Source organism: Streptomyces sp. bgisy130, from assembly GCF_057708345.1.
Genome location: NZ_JBYISA010000003.1, coordinates 222559 through 240260 on the forward strand (window position 1 = coordinate 222559; position 17702 = coordinate 240260).

At 72.4% G+C, this 17702-nt stretch carries 12 protein-coding genes and 1 pseudogene; 6 read left to right on the forward strand and 7 right to left on the reverse strand.

Annotated features, from left to right (window positions below):
- Window positions 1-21: 21 nt before the first annotated feature.
- Window positions 22-912 carry a formyltetrahydrofolate deformylase gene (purU, locus tag AC3EUV_RS06225; RefSeq protein WP_085926914.1) on the forward strand — a complete coding sequence of 297 codons (891 nt, stop codon included), beginning with the start codon at window positions 22-24 and terminating at the stop codon, window positions 910-912.
- A gap of 153 nt (window positions 913-1065) precedes the next feature.
- Here purU and AC3EUV_RS06230 read toward each other — a convergent pair whose 3' ends face one another.
- Together AC3EUV_RS06230 and AC3EUV_RS06235 are read right to left on the reverse strand one after the other, a co-directional pair.
- Window positions 1066-2400, reverse strand: coding sequence for a zf-HC2 domain-containing protein (locus AC3EUV_RS06230; RefSeq protein ID WP_435602354.1), 1335 nt, complete (start codon window positions 2398-2400; stop codon window positions 1066-1068).
- Window positions 2401-2552: 152 nt separating this feature from the next.
- Window positions 2553-3116, reverse strand: a pseudogene (locus AC3EUV_RS06235) (sigma-70 family RNA polymerase sigma factor); the annotation flags it as partial.
- A 466-nt stretch (window positions 3117-3582) separates the two neighbouring features.
- Between AC3EUV_RS06235 and AC3EUV_RS06240 the strand changes: the two are divergent.
- The gene (locus tag AC3EUV_RS06240) at window positions 3583-3957 is read left to right on the forward strand and encodes an STAS domain-containing protein (protein ID WP_387232528.1); all 375 of its coding nucleotides are present in this window, start codon (window positions 3583-3585) and stop codon (window positions 3955-3957) included.
- A 48-nt stretch (window positions 3958-4005) separates the two neighbouring features.
- On the opposite strand, the gene AC3EUV_RS06245 is transcribed toward AC3EUV_RS06240, so the two are convergent.
- Entirely contained in the window at window positions 4006-5283 is a 1278-nt protein-coding gene (locus AC3EUV_RS06245) for a sensor histidine kinase (protein WP_435602355.1), read from the reverse strand.
- A gap of 47 nt (window positions 5284-5330) precedes the next feature.
- Entirely contained in the window at window positions 5331-5993 is a 663-nt protein-coding gene (locus AC3EUV_RS06250; protein WP_168480985.1) for a response regulator, read from the reverse strand.
- Between the two features lie 597 nt (window positions 5994-6590).
- Here AC3EUV_RS06250 and AC3EUV_RS06255 point away from each other — a divergent pair.
- Entirely contained in the window at window positions 6591-8063 is a 1473-nt protein-coding gene (locus AC3EUV_RS06255; RefSeq protein ID WP_435602356.1) for an MDR family MFS transporter, read from the forward strand.
- A gap of 124 nt (window positions 8064-8187) precedes the next feature.
- On the opposite strand, the gene AC3EUV_RS06260 is transcribed toward AC3EUV_RS06255, so the two are convergent.
- Window positions 8188-9210, reverse strand: a complete 1023-nt coding sequence (locus AC3EUV_RS06260; RefSeq protein WP_432141436.1) for a hypothetical protein — start codon at window positions 9208-9210, stop codon at window positions 8188-8190.
- A gap of 427 nt (window positions 9211-9637) precedes the next feature.
- On the opposite strand from AC3EUV_RS06260, the gene AC3EUV_RS06265 reads away from it, so the two are divergent.
- The 3 genes from AC3EUV_RS06265 to AC3EUV_RS06275 all read left to right on the forward strand — a co-directional run bounded on the left by AC3EUV_RS06265 (window position 9638) and on the right by AC3EUV_RS06275 (window position 15309).
- Complete coding sequence (locus tag AC3EUV_RS06265) at window positions 9638-11551, forward strand: serine/threonine-protein kinase (protein ID WP_432141437.1); 1914 nt, start codon at window positions 9638-9640, stop codon at window positions 11549-11551.
- A 130-nt stretch (window positions 11552-11681) separates the two neighbouring features.
- A complete protein-coding gene (locus AC3EUV_RS06270; protein ID WP_432141438.1) occupies window positions 11682-13394 on the forward strand; it encodes a succinic semialdehyde dehydrogenase in 1713 nt (570 codons plus the stop codon).
- A gap of 28 nt (window positions 13395-13422) precedes the next feature.
- Window positions 13423-15309 carry a GMC oxidoreductase gene (locus AC3EUV_RS06275; protein ID WP_432141439.1) on the forward strand — a complete coding sequence of 629 codons (1887 nt, stop codon included), beginning with the start codon at window positions 13423-13425 and terminating at the stop codon, window positions 15307-15309.
- A 73-nt stretch (window positions 15310-15382) separates the two neighbouring features.
- Here AC3EUV_RS06275 and AC3EUV_RS06280 read toward each other — a convergent pair whose 3' ends face one another.
- Window positions 15383-16474 (reverse strand): LPXTG cell wall anchor domain-containing protein, encoded by a 1092-nt coding sequence (locus tag AC3EUV_RS06280; RefSeq protein WP_432141440.1) that lies wholly within the window; start codon window positions 16472-16474, stop codon window positions 15383-15385.
- An 887-nt stretch (window positions 16475-17361) separates the two neighbouring features.
- Window positions 17362-17655 carry a chorismate mutase gene (locus AC3EUV_RS06285; protein WP_432141441.1) on the reverse strand — a complete coding sequence of 98 codons (294 nt, stop codon included), beginning with the start codon at window positions 17653-17655 and terminating at the stop codon, window positions 17362-17364.
- Window positions 17656-17702 lie beyond the last annotated feature (47 nt).

A 17702-nucleotide genomic window follows, 5' to 3' on the forward strand; every position in this document is an offset into this window, starting at 1 on the left:
GGTGTGCGACCCTATGAGGTCATGAGCGAGTCGCAGCCCACCCAGCCCGGTCAGCACGATCGGAACGATCAGTACGTCCTCACCCTGTCCTGCCCGGACAAGCAGGGCATCGTGCACGCCGTGTCCAGCTACCTCTTCATCACCGGCTGCAACATCGAGGACAGCCAGCAGTTCGGCGACCACGACACCGGGCTGTTCTTCATGCGGGTCCACTTCAGCGCGGACAGCTCGGTGAGCGTCGACAAGCTGCGGGCCAGCTTCGCGGCGGTGGGCGACTCCTTCGGCATGGACTGGCAGATCCACCGGGCCGACGAGAAGATGCGGGTCGTCCTGATGGTGTCCAAGTTCGGGCACTGCCTCAACGATCTGCTCTTCCGCTCCCGGATCGGCGCGCTGCCGGTGGAGATCGCGGCGGTGGTCTCCAACCACACGGACTTCGCCGAGCTGGTGGCCTCGTACGACATCCCCTTCCACCACATTCCGGTCACCCGCGACACCAAAGCCCAGGCCGAGGCGCAGCTGCTGGAGCTGGTGGCGGCGGAGAACGTCGAGCTGGTGGTCCTCGCCCGTTACATGCAGGTGCTCTCCGACGATCTGTGCAAGGCGCTGTCCGGCCGGATCATCAACATCCACCACTCCTTCCTCCCGAGCTTCAAGGGCGCCAAGCCGTACCACCAGGCGCACGCCCGCGGGGTGAAGCTCATCGGTGCCACCGCGCACTATGTGACCGCCGACCTCGACGAGGGCCCGATCATCGAGCAGGAGGTCGAGCGGGTCGGCCACGAGGTCACCCCGGACCAGCTCGTGGCGATCGGCCGGGACGTGGAGTGCCAGGCCCTGGCCCGCGCCGTGAAGTGGCACAGCGAGCGCCGGGTACTGCTGAACGGCAGCCGGACGGTCGTTTTCGCGTAGGCGGAACGGCCGGACGGTCGGAATACCCTCCCCACCTCTCCCGTTGTGGCCCCAAGGGGGCGCTCGCACCCCCTACGGGACCCGTTCGACCGCCCCCTACTGGCTACCGCCCACCGCCTGGCCGCAGCCCACCACCCGGCTACCGCCCACCGCCTACAGGCGCGAGAGCGACGCTGTAGCGAAGAGCACATCGCGGATCGCGTCGCGTTCGCCGTCCTGGCCGGCGGCGGCCTCCTCGGGGGAGATATGGCCCGCGGCCAGCTGGCAGAACTCGGCGCTGTCCAGGGCGATATGTGCGACGGTGCGCTCCGGGGTGCCCAGGGCGGCCGGTGAGTCCAGCGCTATGTACCAGTGGCCGCCGCCGTTGCCCTCGACCTCCAGATGGAGCGTACGGCCCGGGGCGCCTGCCTCGACCAGCCGCTGCGGCGGCGCGGCGAGCCCGGCCCGGCGGCGGTCGGCCAGCGCACTGGGCAGCAGCCGGGCGGCGAGGTCGACCATCTGGTGCAGATGCCCGGAGGCCGGGGGTACGTACGGATAGTCCACCGCGTCCGCGATATCGCCGGCGTGCACCCAGCACTCGAAGGCGCGGTCCAGGAACGAGTCGCGCAGCGCGAGCCGGAAGTCGCCGTACGGGACGGCGAGTTCGGCGACCCTGCTGCCGGCGAACGACACCTGCCGCATCAGTGCGTAGCTCTGGTCGCGCCACGGGGCGTGGACGGTGAGCGGTCGCTGCGTCTCGTGTGCCGCGCGCCAGAACGTTTCCGTGCGGATGAGGGGGTCCGGGGTGCCGGGCGGGGCGGCGGTGCCGAGCGGGTCGGTCAGCCCGAGGGCCGTCGCGACCAGGCCGTCCACCGCCATCAGATGCCCCATGACACCGGCGACCGTGGTCTGCCGCTCGACCGGGCGGTCGCCCTCGAACCAGCGCAGCCGCACCGGAGCGCGCCACTCCGCCTCGCCCATGTCATGCAGCAGCGCATCCAGCTTGGCGGTCTCCGCGTCATACGGCGCCGCCCAGTCGGGCACCGGGATGCGGGCCGGCCGCCGGCCCAGAGCGCCCTCCAGTACGCGGGAGCGCAGCAGCGGATCGAGGTCGAGGCTGTCGGCGGGGTGCAGCAGCCCGACGGCATCGCGCAGCCGCAGCGCCTCGTCCGCGCAGGAGGCGCAGTCGGTCAGATGTGCCTCGACGGCGGCCGTCTCCTCGGCGGAGCAGGCCGCCAGCGCCCAGGCACCGAGCAGCGACTTGAGGACCCGGTGCGGCCGGGCGGGATCCGGGTTCGGGAGCGGCTGGGGCGCGGCGGGCGGCTCCGACCCGGGCCCGGCCGCCGGAAGGGGCTCGACGGTGTCGCTCGCCGGGTCGTGGACGGGCACCGGCGGGGTGTCGGGAAGGGGGCCGTGGTCCTCGGCTGCGGAGCGCGGGGAGGGTATCCGCGGCCGCTCACCGGGGCTGCCGGGCAGCTCGCGGCCGTCCCACTCGTCGGGGCCGTTCACCGCGACCGTCCATGGCCCGGCCCGGGTGGTGCGGAGGATCCCGGGCCGGTGTGCTGGGAGTGCGGCGGGAGCGGACCGCGGGGAGCGTGCGGCCCCGGTGGTGTGGTGGGCGCCGCGGAGGAGCGTGGGCCGCGGGCGGTGTACGAGGCGCGGTGGCCGGGCGGCAGGGCGTGGTGGTGATGGGCGGTGGAGAGCAGTTGCAGGCCCAGACGGAGCCGGCGGCGGGCCTCGTCCTCGGTGACGCCGAGGTCGGCGGCGGTCTGGCGGTAGTCCCGGCGCTGGAAGTACGCCAGCTCCAGTGCGGCGCGCAGGGGCGCGGGCATGGACGTGACGATGTAGTCGGCGCGGGCGGCGGTGGACGCCTCGCGGATCTTCTGCTCTATCTCGGCGGGCGCCGGTGCCCCGGCTCCGCAGTCGCGCGCCGAGGCGGCCTCGGTCTGGCGCAGCCGCTGGACGGCCTGATGGCGGGTGACGCCGGCGATCCAGGAGCGCAGCGGGCCCTGCTTGGGGTCGTAGGAATCGGGGTGTTCCCAGATGTAGGTGAACACCTCGCGGGTGAGGCGGTCGGCGGCGTCCTCGTCGTCCAGGACGCGGTGGGCGAGGCTGTGCACGAGCGAGGCGAAGCGGTCGTAGAGCTCGCCCAGCGCCGCCGCCTCGCCGTGGGCGAGCCGCTGTTGCATCCGCCTGTCCCAGCGCGGTGGCGCGTCGTGTCCCATAGGAACCCCATCCCTGCCCGTCGCCTCCGGGCTCACTCCTCAGCCGTCACTTCCGCACGCGCACGCACATCCGGAGCTGTGCGCACGATCACAGAAACCACCGTGCTACCGAATGTAATGCGCGGGTCTGACAACGCACGCTCCTTTGCGGCAAACCGAGCCCGGACGGGGACGGGGATGGTAAGGACCTCACGACGGATGGCCTCGCTTTGTGGCGATACTGCCCGATCGGAGCCGATCGATGCCGATCGTTCGTGTCCGCATACGGTGATGTGTTATCCGTGTGTGACCGGATGTCGGCGAAAAGGTGTGGCCGCTGGGGCATAGCCTTGAGCCGACTGCCTGTTGCGCCAAGGATTCGGAAGAGTTTCAGGGGAGAGAGGCCGGGCAGTCGAGGCGGGGAAGGATGAGTTCCGGATGCAGCCGGGCCCATCCGGTCCGAAAGCGAGCGAAAGGCTTCGAGCGCGTGTCGTTGAAGGTGGCAGAGGACGAACAGGGCCCGTGGGCCGTACTCCAGGTGTCGGGGGAGATGGACCTGGTCACGTCGCCCGCGGTGCGCCAGCATGTGCATGACGCGGTGGCGGACGGCCGGAGATCGCTCGTACTGGACCTCTCCGAGGTGCGGTTCTGTGATTCCAGCGGGGTCGGTGTGCTGATCGCCGCCCGCCGTCTGATGCGCTCCTGTCAGGGGCGGCTGCGGCTGATCCTCCCCGCGCAGGGCGCCGTGGACGGCTCGCACGTCAACCGGGTGCTGGCCGCCCTGGGTGTGCGCCGGCTCTTCGAGGTCTACCCGGACCTGCTCACCGCCGTCGACGAGGGCGCCGCACCGCTCTCCGCCTGACCGCGTCCGGGCACGCCTTCTGCCCCGGTACGCCCGCTCCTGCCTGATTCACCCCGCTCCGTACGGAAACTCCGCCCGTACGACGAAGCCGCCGTCGGAGGTGTGACGCGCCTCCAGCGTCCCGCCCAGGCTCTGCGCGCGCTCGCGCAGCCCCACCAGCCCGTGCCCGCCCCCGGGAAGCGCGGGAACCGTCGCCGCCGCGTCCGGCGGCCCGTTGCGGATCTCCACCCGCAGCCCGTGCGCCGCACGGCTCTCCCCGGCCCCCTCGGCCCGTCCGGAGGCCCGTCCGGAAGCCCGTCCTGAGGCCCGTCCGGATCCCTCGCCCCGCACCGCGTCCACCGCGTCCACCCCGTCCACCGGATCCACCCGGACCCGGACCCGCGCCCCCGGCGCGTGCTTGCGGATGTTGGTGAGCGCCTCCTGGACCGTACGGAACGCCGCCCGCTCCACCGTCTTCGTGCCGCTCGCCCCGGCCACCACCCCGCCCTCGTACGTCACATCCAGCGCGCTCATCTCGATCAGCCGCGGCAGCTCCGCCAAGTCCGGCTGCGGCGCCAGGCGGTGCGCCTCCGCCGCCTCACCGCCGTCCGCCCGCAGCACACCCACCATGTGCCGCAGCTCCTCCAGCGTCCGCACGGACAGCTCCCGGATCGTCCTGGCACCCGCGCGCGCCGCCGCGTCCTCCGTGCTGACCTGCACCGCCCCCGCCTGGAGGCTGATCAGGCTGACCTGATGGGCCACCACGTCATGCATCTCACGGGCCAGCCGGGCGCGTTCGGTGGTCTTGACCCGGTCCGCGAGCAGCCGGTCCTCCCGGCGCAGGCTGCGGGTCAGGTCCTCGACGCGGGAGGCGAGTTCCTGGCGGGTGCGCACCAGCAGGCCCAGGGCGATCGGCGCGGCCGAGGTGACGCAGGCGTCGATCAGCACCAGGGTGTTCTCGCGGTAGACGGTGAGCTCGAAGTCGGAGATCGGATACGGGAAGAAGTGCGCGGCGATCAGCAGCACCGCACAGATGCCGAGCCGCACCCGGCCGGGCCGGCGGACGGCCAGGGTGTAGAGCCCGATCATCGGCGCGAACCAGATGTAGCCGATGTAGAGCCCGGGGAGCGTGAAGAGGAACACCAGCAGCGGGAAGCGCCGGCGCAGTACCAGAGCCGCCGCGGCCAGCATCGAGACACCGACCTCCAGGTCGAGTTCGAGGCCGTTGACCAGCATCGCGTCGGCGATCGCCAGCAGCACCGGGACCACCACGGGAGCCAGGGCGCGCAGCCGCCGCCCCAGCGCCCCGCGCCCCAGCGCCCGCCCCTTCGCCTCCCCGCGGGCCACCGCCCGCCCCGCGCGCGCCCGTAGCCGGCTCCGCCCGCCCCGGGCCCTCACCACGCCCCCCGGGGATCGCCCGTCACCAGGCCGGCCCGGTCGGCGACGATGGCCGCCTGGATGCGGTTGATGCCGCCCAACTTCCCCAGCAGGGCGCGCACATGGTCCTTGACCGTACTGGGGGCGAGCCCCATCCGCCCGGCTATCTGGGCGTTGGCCAGACCCTCGCCGAGCAGGGCGAGCACCTCCGACTCCCGCGGCGTCAGCCCGCTGACCGCCCGTGCCGCCGATGCCTGGTCCTCGGCGGTCAGATAGCCCCCGATCACCGCCCGCGTGACACCCGGATCGAGCACGCTCCCGCCCTCCGCCAGCGTCCGTACGGCCCGTACGAGTTGCTCCGGATCGGAGTCCTTCAGCAGGAACCCGGCCGCGCCCTCGCGCAGCGCCGCGGTCAGGTACTCCTGGGCGTCGAAGGTGGTCAGCATCGCCACCGCGGGCGGCTCCGGAGCGGCCCGCAGCCCGCGCAGTACGGTCAGCCCGTCCACGTCCGGCATACGGATGTCCAGCAGCACGACATCGGCCGCACAGCGCAGCACGGTCTCCACGGCCTCGGCGCCGCCGCAGTCCGCGACCATCTCGATGTCCGGGGCGGTCCCCAGAATCATCCGCAGTCCCGATCTGACCAGCCGCTCGTCGTCCACCACAGCGACACGGATCACCGGCCGCCCCTTTCTCCTTCGCACCCACCCGCATCCGCGGAACCGCCCGGCGCTGCGCGATTCCGTTCCCCTGTCACCCGGGCCCGCCCTTCGACGGACCCCCACCCCCGCCGAGCGGCGGGGGTGAGCCCGCGACCTCTGGAGGATGCCGCGGGGGGTCCCCCACGGGCAGAGTGGTTCTCATGCTGCACCACTGAAGAGGCCCCGAGCCCAGGACGCGGTGCAGTTCACATCGGCGGCCGCCGCGACCCCCACACGCGGCGGCCGCCTTTGGCGTGCGGGGGCGGTTCGGAGGGGGATCTCCCCCGCACCGCCGAGCACGGCCTGGCACCCCCTCGAAGCCGCTGGTGAAGCAGGCTCCCGGCGTCGTGGTGAGCGTCGCCGAAACGTGGGCCGCCGGTCATGGCGTCGTCGACGGATGTCCTTGCGAGCAGGCATAAAATCGGATGAATTCGGCGCGAGGGTGCGCAACACTCGGGCCGACCGATGAGTTCTGCCCTGCCCATCGGTCTCTACCGACAATCCACCGACCGTGTTCATGCCGACAGCCCCTGGCTGCGAGGCGACTGTGACCAGGAACCCCAGCGAGGTGCTGCCGTGACAGCTGCAATCCAAGAACGACCAGCCGCGAAAGCGGGCCGCATACCCACCGTGGTGCGGCTGCTGGTGCTCGCCACCTTCGTGGTGATCCTCAACGAGACCATTCTGGTCAACGCCATCCCGCGGCTGATGGACTCGTTGCACATCACCGAGCAGTCGGCGCAGTGGGTCTCCACCGCGTTCATGCTGACCATGGCCGCCGTGATTCCGGTGACCGGCTGGTTCCTTCAGCGGGTCACCACCCGCCAGGCCTATGCCATCGCGATGGGTGTGTTCCTCGCGGGGACCGCGCTGTCCGCCGTGGCGCCCTCCTTCGAGGTGCTGCTGCTGGGCCGGATCGTGCAGGCCGCCGGCACCGCCGTGATGATGCCCCTGCTGATGACCACGTTGATGATCGTGGTGCCCGAGCACGACCGCGGCCGGGTGATGGGCAACGTCACCCTGGCGATCTCGGTCGCGCCCGCGCTCGGACCCGCCGTGTCCGGGCTGGTCCTCCAGGCCGGCTCCTGGCGCATGCTGTTCGTGGTCGTCCTGCCGATCGCCGGTCTGGTGACCCTGTTCGGGCTGCGCAAGATGGACAACATCGGCGAGCCGCAGGTGAGCTCCATCGACTGGCTCAGCGTCTCCCTGGCGACGCTCGGCTTCGGCGGCCTGGTGTACGGCCTGAGCCTGCTCGGCGAATCCGGCGGCCGGGTCGGGCTCGGCATCGGGATCGTCGTCGCCGGGGTCGCGGCCATCGCGGTCTTCGTGGTCCGCCAGCTCAAGCTCCAGCGCACCGGCGCGCCGCTGATGGACCTGCGCACCCTCAAGCACCGCACCTACGGCCTCTCCCTGGCGCTCATCTCCGTCGGCTTCCTGGCGATGCTCGGGTCGATGATCCTGCTGCCGCTGTACCTCCAGAACATGCGCGGACTCAGCCCGCTGGAGACCGGCCTGCTGGTCATGCCGGGCGGTCTGGCCATGGGAGTGCTCGGACCGACCGTGGGCAAGCTGTTCGACCGGTTCGGCAGCCGGCCGCTGGTACTGCCCGGCTCGATCGGCATGGTGCTCGCCCTCGCCGGCTTCTCCCAGGTCTCGATGACGATGCCGTACTGGCAGGTGCTGGGACTGCACACGCTGCTGATGGTGAGCCTGGCGGCGACGTTCACCCCCGTCTTCACGCTGGGCATGGGCGCGCTTCCGCCGCATCTGTACTCGCACGGCAGCTCGATGCTCGGGACGTTGCAGCAGGTCGCCGCGGCGTTCGGGACCGCGCTGGTGGTGACGGTGATGTCCGCGCGCAGCGGAAGTCTGGTCGCCGAGGGCGTCGCCGCCGCACCTGCCGCACTGAGCGGGATGAAGCTGGCCTTCGGTGTCGCCGCCGCCCTCACCGTGGTGACGATCTTCGTGGCGGCGAAACTGCCGCGCCGGGTCGCCGCCGCCGACGTCCAGGACCAGGACAGCGCCGCGGAGCAGCCCATCGGGTCATGAGGGCCGGGCGGAGCTCAGCCCCTGGGCTCCGCCCACCAACAGGGCGGAGCCCAGGGGCTCCGCCCAACACAGCCCGGGGGCCCCGCCCCTCACAGCGCGGGCGGCCCGCCGGCCCGTACGCCCCTCACAGCCAGCCTTCCCGCCCCACCGCCGCCGCCCGGATCCCCTCCGGGCGGACGGCGTCGTACGGGCCGAAGCCGCGGCCGGTGGCCAGGACGACGACCGAGGTCATGGCGGCCAGACCGTAGGCCGTCGTGGCCATCGAGAGGGCGCCCTCGGTGGTCTCGAAGGAGCGGTTGAAGAAGTCGGAGACGGTCAGCCACACCACCGTCCGTACGGTCATGTACAGCTCCAGCGCCGCGAACACCAGGAGCGCGCCCCGGACTTCCCGGCGCCCCCGGAGGGCCAGCACCCCGAGGATCAGCAGGACGAGCACCGAGCCGACGGTGGTGAACTCGGCGGACGCGGCGAGATCGAGGGCGCCGAGCACCGAACCGTCGACCACCCCGCGCAGATAGCGGCCGGTGTCCGTCCCGGTGGCGGTCATGTCGCGGACCGCCCAGCCGAGTTCGGCCAGCGCCATGATCAGGAACAGCACCCCGCAGATCCGGGACAGCCGGCGCCACTGGGCATCGGGACCGGGCGCGCCGGCCGCGGGCGGCCGGGCGTCCTGCCGCCGCTCGGTGGCCGGGAACATCGAGCACAGCACGACCAGCGCCACCACCACCCCCAGCCCGCGGGTGGCGAGCGCCCAGCTGCCCAGCGGGTCGTTGGTGTACTGGTGGCGGTAGGCGGCATGCAGCATGCCCACGCCCTCACGCAGCGAGAGGGCGAGCAGCACGAAACCGGACAACAGCGCCGCGGAGCGCGCCACCCGCCGCTGGGCCAGCACGAGCCCGGCGATCACCAGGAACGCGGCGGTGAAGGCCCATTCGTACGGGCCGAGGACCTGGGTCGTGGGGGAGGCGCCCGGGTTGAACAGGCCCTCGACGAAGTCCCAGGTGCTGCCGTCCCCTTGGGTGATGCCGAAGACCGTCCAGGCGGCCAGCACCCCGGCGTACAACGTCAGGCACAGCCCGGTCGCGAGATAGGCGCCGCTGTGCTCCGGGGCGGCCCGGCGCGGATCGGGGCCCGGACGGACATCCACCGTTCCACCGTCCTGCATCACCATGACCGACCCCCGATCCGCCTCTCGTGGCCGCCGTACCGGCAGTTCCCGTACAACAGCCTCACTGTGTCAAGGACGGCGGGAGAGCCGGTGGAGGTTCCACCCCGTGTCGTCCGGCTCCCGCCCGGTTGATCAGCGCACCTGCCGCGCGGTGGCCGCGAGGGAAATCTGCTCCCTGTGGACGAGTATCTCCGGCCATCGGTCACCATCTGGCCCCGGAACAAGGCCCCTTGGGGTGATTCCGGAACCCGGCAGGGCGCCCAGGACGGCCACGAAGCCTGCCACAACTGCCTCCATGAGGGCAGTGGATTACAGCGGACCAGGTCAGCGGCAGGGTGTGCAGGACCATGGCCGGACGAGGGGTGCCGCCCCTGCCGGAAGGGCGGCCGTGCGGCAAGATGGGGCCATGGGGATCTTCGGGGGCGAGGGCCGACTGATCGGTGGCCGGTACCGCCTGGGAATACGGCTGGGCCGCGGCGGAATGGGAACGGTCTGGCGGGCCACCGATGAAGTGCTGGGACGTCAAGTCGCGGTGAAAGAACTGCACTTGGACGAGGGAACGGCCGAGCCCGAGGCGCGGGTGCAGCGGGAGCGGGCGATGCGGGAGGCGCGGACCGTCGCGCAGATCAAGCATCCCAATGTGATCGTCGTGCATGACGTCGTCGAGCAGGACGGCCGGCCGTGGATCGTGATGGAGCTGGTGGAGGGCCCGTCGCTGGCCGACCGGCTCCAGAGCGGCGGACCGGTCGCACCGCGCGAGGCGGCCCGGATCGGCGTCGCACTGCTGGGCGCGCTGCGCGCCGCGCACACCCGCGGGGTACTGCACCGCGACATCAAGCCCGCCAACGTCCTGATGGAGTCGGGCACCGGCCGGGTCGTGCTCACCGACTTCGGTATCGCCCAGGTGCCCGGCGTCACGACGCTGACCGACGCCGGCGGCTTCGTCGGCTCGCCCGAATACACCGCGCCGGAGCGGATGGCCGGGCGCGGCACCGGCCCCGAGGCCGACCTCTGGTCGCTCGGGGTGCTGCTGTGCGCGGCGCTCAGCGGTGCCTCGCCGTTCCACCGCGACTCGTTGGGCGGGGTGCTGCACGCGGTCGTGTACGACGAGATCGAACTCCCGGAATCCGCCCGCCCGTTGCACGCCGTCGTCGACGGGCTGCTGGAACGGGAGCCGGAGCGGCGGCTGGGCGTCGCCGAGACGGAGCGGCTGCTGCGCGGCTATCTCCAGTCGGGCCGCGCCCCGGAACGCACGCCGGGCGGGCCGCCGGGGCACGGGTCCGGTCGCGGCCACGGCGGCCACGGCGGCCACGGAGATCACGGCGCCGGTGCCGCGGGCCTCGCGGCCGAGGCCGTGGCGGGCGGGCCGCTCCCTGGAGGCCCGGACACCCCGCGGTACCACGGGCCCGACGCCCACGCCCCCCTGTACGACGCCCCCGGCGGCGGCCTGCCCGGTGAACACCCGCCCGGCGAGCACCCGTCCGGCGAGGACCCGCCGGTCGCGGGTACACCGCCGGGACCGGTCGCTGCACCTGCTGGGGGCGCCGGAAAACCCGGTGGCCGTACGGGCGGCCGCACCCCGGGCCTGCCGATCCGGGACGCGCTCGACGACCGGGCACTGGCCGCGGCCGCCCGCCCGCACACCGGCCGCGCCCGCACCGCCCTGCTGGTCGCGCTCGCGGCGGTGGTGATCGGCGGCGCCGGCGCGGGCATCGCTGTACTGCTGATGAACCAGGACGGATCCGAGGGCGGCACCGGCGGCCGGCCCAGCCGGTCCCAGCAGGCCTCGGACACCGGCCCCTCGAAGGGCGGCGACTCCGGCACGCCGGAACCCACCGTCACCGCGCCGCCGGCCTCCGGGGGTGCCGGCAAGGTCCCGGCCGGCTACCGCCTCGTCCGCGATCCGGCCGGGTTCGCCCTCGCCGTCCCCGAGGGCTTCACCCGCTCCTACGAGAACGACCGCGTCTACTACTACTCCCAGGGCAAGCGGTTCCGGATCGGCGTCCAGCTTCAGCGGCCGGTGCCGGAGGGTCCACTGGGCGCGATGCGCGCGGCGCACGCCAAGGGCCCCGCCGATTACCGCGGTTACCGCCAGGGGCAGGTCACCGAGACCACCCACAACGGGCTCCAGGCCGGACTCTGGGAGTTCGTCTGGAACGGCAGTGCCCAGGACGGCGGCGCGCGGTACACCTACGACCTCAGCTGGGACGAGGGCGGCCGGATGATCGATGTGTGGATCTCCTCCCCGCTCGCCTCGCAGACCGAGGCCAAGCGGCACTTCGACACCGCGGTCGACGCCTTCCGGCTGTCCGGGACGTGATCGCGGCCCCTCCGGTCGTCCCAGACCAGCGCCCTTGCGGCCAGCGGGCACTGGCGCGATTGTGCGTGCCGCGTGAAAACTCGTTACTGCCGGGTACACAAAGCGCCGGGGGAGGAATACGCTCGCCCGCATGACGGACTCGCAGGACACCGGAACAGCCGCCTCCGCCACGGAGACCCCCACGGACGCCCCCGCCGAGGCCCCCACGGACGCCCCCGCGGCCCCCGTGGCCACCGCGCCCGACGGGACCCCCGCCGCAGGCAACCCGGTCGCCCCCGCCCCCGCGGGCGCCCGTACGGCGGCGGAGGTGGTCACCCCGGAGATCGCCGCCCGGCTGACCCGCGGGGTGGTGAGTGGGGGAGGCCGCACCGCCAACCACACCCCCTTCACCGGGGAGAAGCTGGCCGACCTGCCCGAGTCCACCCCCGAGGACGTCGCCACCGCCTTCGAGCGCGCCCGCGCCGCCCAGGAGCGCTGGGCAAAGGTCCCCGTCAAGGAGCGCGCCGCGGTCCTGCTGCGCTTCCACGACCTGGTGCTGCGCCGCCAGGCCGAGGTGCTGGACCTGATCCAGCTGGAGACCGGCAAGGCGCGGCTGCACGCCCACGAGGAGGTGCTGGCGGTCGCCGTCACCGCCCGGCACTACGGCCGCAAGGCCCACGCCTACCTCAGGCCCAAGGCCCGCACCGGCGTCGTCCCGACCCTCACCAAGGTCACCGAACTCCGCCAGCCCCGGGGCGTCGTGGGGCAGATAGCCCCCTGGAACTACCCCTTCGAGCTGTCCGTGGGCGATGCCCTGCCGGCCTTCGTCGCGGGCAACGCCGTCGTCATGAAGCCCGACACGGAGACCGCGCTGACCGCGCTGTGGGCCCGTGAGCAGCTGATCGAGGCCGGGCTGCCGGAGGACGTCTGGCAGGTCGTGATCGGCGAGGGCCCGGTCGTCGGCCCCGCCGTCGTCGCGCACGCCGACTACGTCTCCTTCACGGGCTCGACCCGTACGGGCCGTGAGGTCGCCCAGGGCGCCGCCGCCCGGCTGGTCGGTGTCTCCCTCGAACTCGGCGGCAAGAACGCCATGTTGGTGCTCCGGGACGCCGACGTGGAGAAGGCCGCCGCCGGCGCCGTCCGCGGCTGCTTCTCCTCCGCCGGCCAGCTGTGCATCTCCATCGAGCGGCTCTACGTCCACGAGTCCATCGCCGACGACTTCCTCCAGCGCTTCGCGGCCCGGACGAAGGCGATGCGGCTGGGCAACTCCCTGGCCTACGGCGCCGACATGGGCTCCCTGGTCGGCGAGCGCCAGCTGGAGACCGTCACCCGCCATGTCGAGGAGGCCGTCGCCAAGGGCGCCACGCTGGTCGCCGGCGGCCGCCCCCGCCCCGACATCGGCCCGCTGTTCTACGAGCCGACCATCCTCGACGGCGTCGAGGCTCCGATGGCGGTCTGCGGCGAGGAGACCTTCGGCCCGGTCGTCTCGATCTACCGCTTCCGTGACGAGGACGAGGCGGTGGCGCTGGCCAACGCCACCCCGTACGGGCTGAATTCCAGCGTCTGGACCAAGGACGGCCGCCGCGGCCGCGCGGTCGCCGCCCGGCTGCGGACCGGCACCGTCAACGTCAATGAGTCCTACGCCGCCGGCTACGGCAGCGTCCAGGCGCCGATGGGCGGCATGGGCGACTCGGGTCTGGGCCGCCGGCACGGCTCCGAGGGCATCCTCAAGTACACCGAGGCACAGACCGTCGCCCAGCAGCGACTGATGCCGCTCGCCCCGTCCTTCGGCATGACCGACGAGAAGTACGCCCAGTTCATGAGCCGCAGCCTGCGCGCGATGAAGGCGTTCCGGCTCCGCTAAGTCCCACGCAACACAGCAGGGAGAGCCAGTGCCCCAGGAGAACTCTGCCCGGAATCAGCACGACAACGGCGACGGCGGCCGGGAGGCCCAGGACGACGGCCACGACCACGAGGGCCACGGCCACGACGGCTACGACTACGACGTGCTCGTCGTCGGCTCCGGCTTCGGCGGCTCGGTCTCCGCGCTGCGGCTGACCGAGAAGGGCTATCGCGTCGGCGTCCTCGAAGCCGGCCGCCGCTTCACCCGGCAGACCCTGCCGAAGAACTCCTGGGACATCCGCAACTACCTGTGGGCGCCGGCGCTCGGCTGCTACGGCATCCAGCGGGTGCATCTGCTCGGCAAGGTCATGGTGCTGGCCGGCGCGGGCGTCGGCGGCGGCTCGCTCAACTACGCCAACACCCTCTACGTCCCCCCGAAGCCGTTCTTCGAGGACCGGCAGTGGGGCGATATCACCGACTGGCAGGAGGAGTTGGCCCCCTACTACGACCAGGCCAAGCGGATGCTGGGGGTCCGTCTCAACCCGACGATGACGCCCTCCGACGTCCACCTCAAGGAGGCCGCGGACAAGATGGGCGTCGGCGACTCCTTCCATCTGGCGCCGGTGGGGGTCTTCTTCGGGGACGGAAGGGATGCCGTCGGCGGGGAGGAAGCCGGGACCTCGAAGGCGGCACCGGGCGCGGAGGTCCCCGACCCCTACTTCGGCGGCGAGGGCCCGTCCCGCAGGGCCTGTACGGAGTGCGGCGAGTGCATGACCGGATGCCGGCACGGCGCCAAGAACACCCTCAACGAGAACTACCTCCACCTCGCCGAGCGGGCCGGCGCCGTCATCCACCCGATGACCTCGGTCGTCACCGTCACCGAGGACTCCCGCGGCGGTTTCGCCGTCGCCACCCTCCCCACCGACAACAAGCGCAAGGGCCGGGGCCGCACCTTCACCGCCCGCCGGGTCGTCCTCGCCGCCGGCACGTACGGCACCCAGACCCTGCTGCACAAGATGAAGGACAGCGGACTGCTGCCCGGCATCTCCGGCCGGCTGGGCGAGCTGACCCGGACCAACTCCGAGGCGCTGGTGGGCGCGCAGACCGACAACCGCCGCTACCGCAAGCGGCATGGCACCAAGGCCGACTTCACCCGCGGGGTCGCGATCACCTCGTCCATCCACCCCGACGCGCACACCCATATCGAGCCGGTCCGCTACGGCAAGGGCTCGAACGCGATGGGCGCGATGTCCATCCTCCAGGTGCCCGTCGACGGCCGCGGCTCCCGCGCCGCCCGCTGGGCCGCGAACTGTGTGCGCCATCCGCTGCTGCTGCTCCGCTCGCTCTCCAACCGCCGCTGGTCGGAGCGCACCATCATCGGCCTGGTGATGCAGTCGCTGGACAACTCCCTGACGACGTACCGCAAGCCGGACGGCCTCGGCAAGGGCCTGCTCACCGCCCGCCAGGGCCATGGCGCGCCGAACCCCGAGCAGATCCCCGAGGCCACCGAGGCGGCCACACTGCTCGCCCAGGAGATCAACGGCTTCGCGGGCAGCAACGTCGGCGAGCTGATGGGGACTCCGCTGACCGCGCACTTCCTCGGCGGCTGCGCGATCGGCGCGGACGCCGACCACGGGGTCATCGACCCGTACCACCGCCTCTACGGCCACCCGGGCATCTCCGTCGTCGACGGCGCCGCGGTCTCCGCCAACCTGGGCGTCAACCCGTCCCTGACCATCACCGCGCAGGCCGAGCGCGCGATGTCGCTGTGGCCCAACAAGGGCGAGGCCGATCCGCGCCCCGCCCCGGGCCGGGCCTACCGCCGGCTGGCACCGGTCGAGCCGGTCCGCCCCGCCGTCCCCAAGAAGGCGTTCGGCGCCCTGAACCTGCCCTTCCTGGCCGTCCCGCCGGTCCCGCCGAAGAAGTCGCTCTCCTAGAGCGTCTCTTGCGCCCGTACGACGGAGGGCCGCACCCCGAACGGGGTGCGGCCCTCCTGCTCTGCGCCTGCCGTTACGCGGCGGCGCCGTCCGTCTTACGGCGGCGGACGACGAAGATCGCGCCCGCGCCCACGACCATGGCGACCCCGCCCACGAGGCCGAGGGTCGGCAGCGCGGAGGAGGCACCGGTCTCGGCCAGGTTGCCGGTCACCGGCAGCTTGTCCATACCGTCCTTCGGCTTACCGGTGTTGACCGGCTTCCCGCCGCCCTGCGTACCGGGCTTGTTGCCGGGCTTACCGGGCTTGGCCGGCGGGATCTCGCCCGGGTTGCTGCCGGCCGACAGGATGGTGAAGTCGTACCACTGCTCCTCGGACCAGCCGCAGGAGCCGTCCTGGTTCTGGTAGTCGCCCGCCACCAGCGCGAAGCCGTCACCGGGCGTGGCGCCCTTGTCGGCACGGATCCGCATCTTCAGCTCGGCGGTCTGGTGCGCGTCGAGCTGGAACCAGCCGAAGTACTCCCCGTCGGTCCACTCGTCGAACGAGGTCCACTTGCCGGTGTCCGGGTTCTGGTACTCCAGGTCGAGCTGCGACTTGGGGTGGTCGATGTCGCCGGTCGGCACCGCGTAGATGACCGGGTAGACCTCGTCCAGCGTCTTGTCCGTGGTGTTGGCCAGCTGCACGCTGAAGCCCTGCCAGCCGCCGCCCGCGACGAGCTTGGAGGGCAGGTGGGCGACGGTCACCTTGATGGCGGCGTCATCGACCGTGCACTCGTCCTCGTCACCGGGCTCGCCCGGCTCGGTGGGCTTGGCCGAAGTGGAGGGCTTGGGCGAGTCACTCGGCTTGGTGTCGCCGCCGGGGGTGGCCGGGGTGGTCGGCGCGGTGCCGTCACCGCCCCCGGTCTCCTCGCCCGGCTTGGTGTCGCCGCCCGGGGTGGTGTCACCCGGCGTGGTGTCGTCCGTCGCGTTCTCGTCACCGGCGTCCGGGGTCTCCGGCTGCGTGGTGGGCGCGTCGGTCTGCTCCGAGCCCGGGGTGCCCGGCGTGGGCTCGGCGCTCGCGACGGCCTCGGTCTCGGGGTCGGTCGCGTACGCGGCAGGGGCCGCCAGCAGGGCGGCGGGGGCTATGACGGCCGTCGCGGCGGCAGCCGTCAGGGCACGGCGAAGCTTCATCGAGAAGACCTCTCGGGTTCCAAAGTGCCGGTTTCCGGCACAAGTGGGTTGCGGGCCGTCGCGGTGGGGCGCGGGATGGCCGTGCGATTGCAGGTACATGACCGGCCATGGCTGAAAAAGGTTGTCCACTCAACTGGAAACGCCGCCGTGATGCCGATCACACCCGTCACAGCAGCCTCACAGGCTTCTCAAAGGCTGTGCACAGCAGTCGCCGGCGGACGGACGTGCGCCGGGCGCACCCCGGGCACAGCGAAGGGCCCCGGACACCGTCCGCGAGGGGGGTTGCGGACGGCCACGGGGCCCTTGGCTTTCGGTGCCGGCGTCAGGGCAGCGCCGGCACCGAGGGGCGGCGCTGGGGGGGGGTAGCGCCGCTGGCTTTCGGGGTGGTGCGCGATGGTGCGGAGCCCGCGATGGTCGGACCAATGGCAGTGCACAGTCCCTACCGGACGCGGTGCGTCGTTCGTCAAGCATCGTCCTGGATACGCCTCACCTGGCGCAACCGTTTCGACCGGATGCGGTCGGTCCCGGGCGTCCCCAGGACCGACCACCCCATCGGATGTGACCGGGCTGCTGTCCCCTGCTGACCGGCCACGGCACGGAGCGAGGTCCCACGACGCGGGCCGCGGCTGGCGGCCGGCGTCTCATCGCTCCGGGTTTCCGCCCGTGGGGCGGCGTCTACGCGTAGTCGTGCAGGCCGCGCCTGGCTGGCGTGGCACCGGGAACAACGAAGCCTCGCAGCGGCCGGTCACGCGCCGTACGGGTGAGTCGGCAACCGAACTCAGATCCGGCAGCTGCGCCGGGGCGCGTGCGTTCCTTCACGCGCCTGACCGGCCGCAAAACCGACCGCACACCAGCCAAAACTGGCCACGCTGCTGACCCGTGCCGCCTCAGATCTGGCCCCGGGACAGCTCCAGCAGGGTCATCGCCAGCGCGGTGCCCGGCTTGCCGAGCTGGTCGCTGTAGTGGGAGAGGATCTCCATCTCGCGGGCGAGGTTCACCCGTCGTCCGCCGGAGGTGACGCGCTCGTGCTGGATGACGGCCGAGACGGCCATCCGTTCCTGGACGAGGCCGATGATCCGGCCGTCGAGATCGTCGATCCGCTGCCGGGCGTCGGTGATGATCCCGGCGGCCTCGGGGGAGCGGGCGCCGGTGTCGGGGGCGGTGCTGGTGGGGGTGCTCATGTCCGTATCTCCTGGGGTGAGTGGCCCCGGAGCCGCAAGTGGTCCCG

What these genes read in the sequence shown, in the direction of transcription:
- purU (WP_085926914.1), top strand. Translation starts at nt 22, where the DNA reads ATGAGCGAGTCGCAGCCCACCCAGCCCGGTCAGCACGATCGGAACGAT.
- AC3EUV_RS06265 (WP_432141437.1), top strand. Translation starts at nt 9,638, where the DNA reads ATGGGGATCTTCGGGGGCGAGGGCCGACTGATCGGTGGCCGGTACCGC.
- AC3EUV_RS06270 (WP_432141438.1), top strand. Translation starts at nt 11,682, where the DNA reads ATGACGGACTCGCAGGACACCGGAACAGCCGCCTCCGCCACGGAGACC.
- AC3EUV_RS06280 (WP_432141440.1), bottom strand. Translation starts at nt 16,474, where the DNA reads ATGAAGCTTCGCCGTGCCCTGACGGCTGCCGCCGCGACGGCCGTCATA.
- AC3EUV_RS06285 (WP_432141441.1), bottom strand. Translation starts at nt 17,655, where the DNA reads ATGAGCACCCCCACCAGCACCGCCCCCGACACCGGCGCCCGCTCCCCC.